Here is a 3,295-nt window from a genome sequence, read left to right on the forward strand (position 1 = left end):
ACTGGATCAATGAAAGACAGAAGAAAAAGTCAGAGAAACGAAAAAACGTTGAACTGCACGAGTACCATATAAAGCGCCGTCCCTGTAAAGATGCTGAGCATGGCATTTCTTTTCCAGAAATGCAGCCCGGCAACGACACATATGGTGAACAATTCCGGAATCCCGTAAGGAGCTGTAAGCCATTGAACATCTTTCAGGCAGTAGATGACAAGCAGCAGGAGAATCATAGGAGGCAGGTTTTTTTCAATAACTGCGAGCATTGCAGGGGGTTCCTTTGATCTAAAAAATATAAACGGAAGAGCTCTGGTTGTAAAGGTTACAAGCGCTATGACTGCAATGGTAATGAACATTTGAAGAGCGTTCAGCATCAGTTTTCCTCCTTTATTTTGTCTTCAACAGACTGCATGGATGTATTAATTAACTGAATTTCCTTCTTTATTTGTGAATTTCCCTGCATTTTCTGTGTTTTCTCCGTTTCCTGTGTTTTCCAAGTTTTCTGTGTTTTCTGAGTTTCCTGTGTTTTCTAAGTTTTCTGTGTTTTCCGAGTTTCCTGTGTTTTCAGTGTTTCCTATATTCCTGTGTATTCTGCTTTCTTTGTGTTTTCTGCATTGACTTTTCCCTGCCAATCAAGATCAGGGTTCCAAGAACAATTGAGGCAAGCAACATATTGTCGGAGCTGAACAGAATAAGAGAAAGGGCTCCTGCACCAACTGCGGCTATGAAGGGAAAGCGTGTCTCTGAACTGAAATATTGCTCTATGGTCAGCACCACAAATAGCGCAGTCAGCACGAAACTCATACCCTCAATATTAAGATCCAGGACAGAGCCGAGTACAGCTCCCAGAACTGAACCTGCGATCCAGTATGAGTGGTCAAGGGCTGCAATATAGAAGTAAAACTTTGATTTTGAGCTGCCCTGCGGAACATCTGTTGTGGTCAGGAGAGCGTATGTCTCATCGGTTAGTGCAAAGATCAGGTAAGGTTTAATCTTGCCGATACCGGAAAACTTCTCAAGCAGGGACAAACCGTAAAAAGCATGCCTGAAATTCAGAAGCAACGTGGCTATGGCAAACTCAGTTAGTCCTGCGCCGGCAGAAAGTAAAGCTACTGCCAGGAACTGGCCAGAGCCTGCATAGACAAAGAGGCTCATAATAAAAGCATAAATCCAGTGATATCCTGCACCGTCAAGCAGAAATCCAAAAGCCATTCCGAGAGGAATATACCCGAGAAGCACAGGAATTGTGGTTTTGAAGGCGGTGGTGAAAAGATCTTTATTTTTTTCGCCTGTTTTTTTGTACTCCTCATTTCTGACCATGCTATCTATCTTCTGTTGCCTGTAACGTAATTCCTTTTGAAAAATGAGAAACAGAAATTATATTTATCATATATATCTTTTGTCAATATAGAATTACTATCGTGAGGAAGAATCGTCAGCCTGCTCACAGTTAAAAATCAAATTTGCACTGGTGCACCCCACTGCAAGTAACGAGAGATTTAACTGAAATAAATATTAGCTGTTGATAAATATACTAGATCAACTAGACCAACTAGACCAGGATTATTTTTATATTCCATACAATATTATTATCTCTGGGGAATAAATGTCTGGTATAGACAGTGATAGTTTCATGTTGATTTCTTTTGATTTGCAAAAAATAGCCTTGATACTTATCATTATTGGTTTCATCATAGTAAGGGTAGGGAAATTAAGTAAAGGAAATTTAAACAGACACGATATGATATCCGCATTCGGATATTTGCTGGTCGTCTTATCTGTCCCTTATATGATTAATTTTACATACGACACCATAGTCTCGCAAACAGTTACTCCTGTAATTTTAATTCATTCATTAATAGGAATTGTAATTTTACTCCTGGGATTTATTGTTGTGATTAACAGAAGAAGCTGGAAAATCAAAAGGAGATGGAAAACTAAAGTTAACATGCAAATTCTTTTAGTTTTATGGCTGGTAAATTTCATATTGGGGACATATATGGCTTTATTTACTTAATTTTGAGTATAAAGAAAACCATTGTATTAGTATTGAAAAATTTATAAAATATGGAAAATCTACAGATCTACCGAAATAGGTTTAACGAATTAGCTTAAAACCCACCAAAATGAATTTTATCTCCAAATTAATAAAGTTTCAAACTATTCTTGTGGTCAGAATATCGACTGATTATTCAGAATCTGAGATTCAGAAAAATAATATTGAGTTCTGGTAATTCTGAGTTGTAATTCTGAGTTCTGGTAATTCTGAGTTTTGGGATCAGTTCCGTGTCTAAAGATAATACATTATTAGTGAAGATGTTTCCATTAAAGAGCTAACTAACGGAGAAAAAGGGAAAATTTAAACAGGCGATCAAAATGACAGATAAGGTTCAACCACTTGTAAGCTTATCGAAAAAACCAACTGAACCCAAAATGGTAATTAACCTCAGACGCATCAAGCATAAGATCCTAATAATGAGTGGGAAAGGCGGAGTTGGGAAAAGCACAGTTGCAGCAAACCTGGCTAGCGGACTGGTTATGCATGGATATAGAGTGGGACTTCTTGATTGTGATATTCACGGCCCGACTATTCCCACAATTTTCGGTATGGAATCTATGAAGCCAGAAGTTAGCGAAGAAGGCATAATGCCAGTTGAGGTTCTTCCCAATCTTTTGTTGATGTCCATAGGTTTTCTACTCGAAGATAAAGACTCTCCCATCATCTGGAGAGGGCCATTAAAAATGGGGATCATCGAAAAGTTACTGGAAGATGTCGTATGGGGAGCTCTCGATTTTCTGATTATAGATCTGCCTCCGGGTACAGGAGACGAACCTTTGAGCCTGGCTTTGCTGATCCCAGATATTGATGGTTCGGTACTTGTAACAACTCCTCAGGACGTAGCTCTCGTCAGCGTCCGCAAATCAATCGGATTTTCTAAAGAACTCAATGTTCCTATTATAGGTATTGTCGACAATATGCATGGGTTGATCTGTCCTCACTGCGGCAAGCCAATAGAAGTGTTTAAAAATGGAGGAGTGGAAAAAGCTTCAAAGGATTTCAATATCCCTATCCTTGCCAGACTTCCGATAGAGCCAAAAGTCGCAGAAATGGAAGATAAGGGCACAGTTGTCCAGGAAATGCTTAAACACGACACTGAATGGCAGAAGAACTTTGAAAATTTTGTGATTGCAGTAGAAAAAATCCTGCTGGAAAAGTAAGTGAGATAAGTAGTTGAAGAATTTAATGTAGTTCGGAATTATGCACTTGAGGTTCAAAATCAATTACTAAAATCAATTACAC

The 3,295-nt window shown here is 38.6% G+C and carries 4 protein-coding genes; 2 read left to right on the plus strand and 2 right to left on the minus strand.

From position 1 onward, the window contains the following. Window positions 1–29 precede the first annotated feature (29 nt). Together A9239_RS14990 and A9239_RS15000 are read right to left on the minus strand one after the other, a co-directional pair. Window positions 30–368 (minus strand): branched-chain amino acid transporter permease, encoded by a 339-nt coding sequence (locus A9239_RS14990; protein WP_048155718.1) that lies wholly within the window; start codon window positions 366–368, stop codon window positions 30–32. Window positions 369–558: 190 nt separating this feature from the next. Next, window positions 559–1,314 (minus strand): AzlC family ABC transporter permease, encoded by a 756-nt coding sequence (locus tag A9239_RS15000; RefSeq protein ID WP_048116892.1) that lies wholly within the window; start codon window positions 1,312–1,314, stop codon window positions 559–561. Window positions 1,315–1,600: 286 nt separating this feature from the next. Here A9239_RS15000 and A9239_RS15005 point away from each other — a divergent pair, with 286 nt between their 5' ends. Further along, on the plus strand, window positions 1,601–2,011 hold the full coding sequence (locus tag A9239_RS15005) for a hypothetical protein (protein WP_048116890.1): 411 nt from the start codon (window positions 1,601–1,603) through the stop codon (window positions 2,009–2,011). 359 nt (window positions 2,012–2,370) lie between these two features. After that, entirely contained in the window at window positions 2,371–3,213 is an 843-nt protein-coding gene (locus A9239_RS15010) for an Mrp/NBP35 family ATP-binding protein (protein WP_176722169.1), read from the plus strand. Window positions 3,214–3,295: the final 82 nt, after the last annotated feature.

This window comes from Methanosarcina sp. A14, from assembly GCF_001729375.1.
GTDB classification, from domain to species: domain Archaea; phylum Halobacteriota; class Methanosarcinia; order Methanosarcinales; family Methanosarcinaceae; genus Methanosarcina; species Methanosarcina barkeri.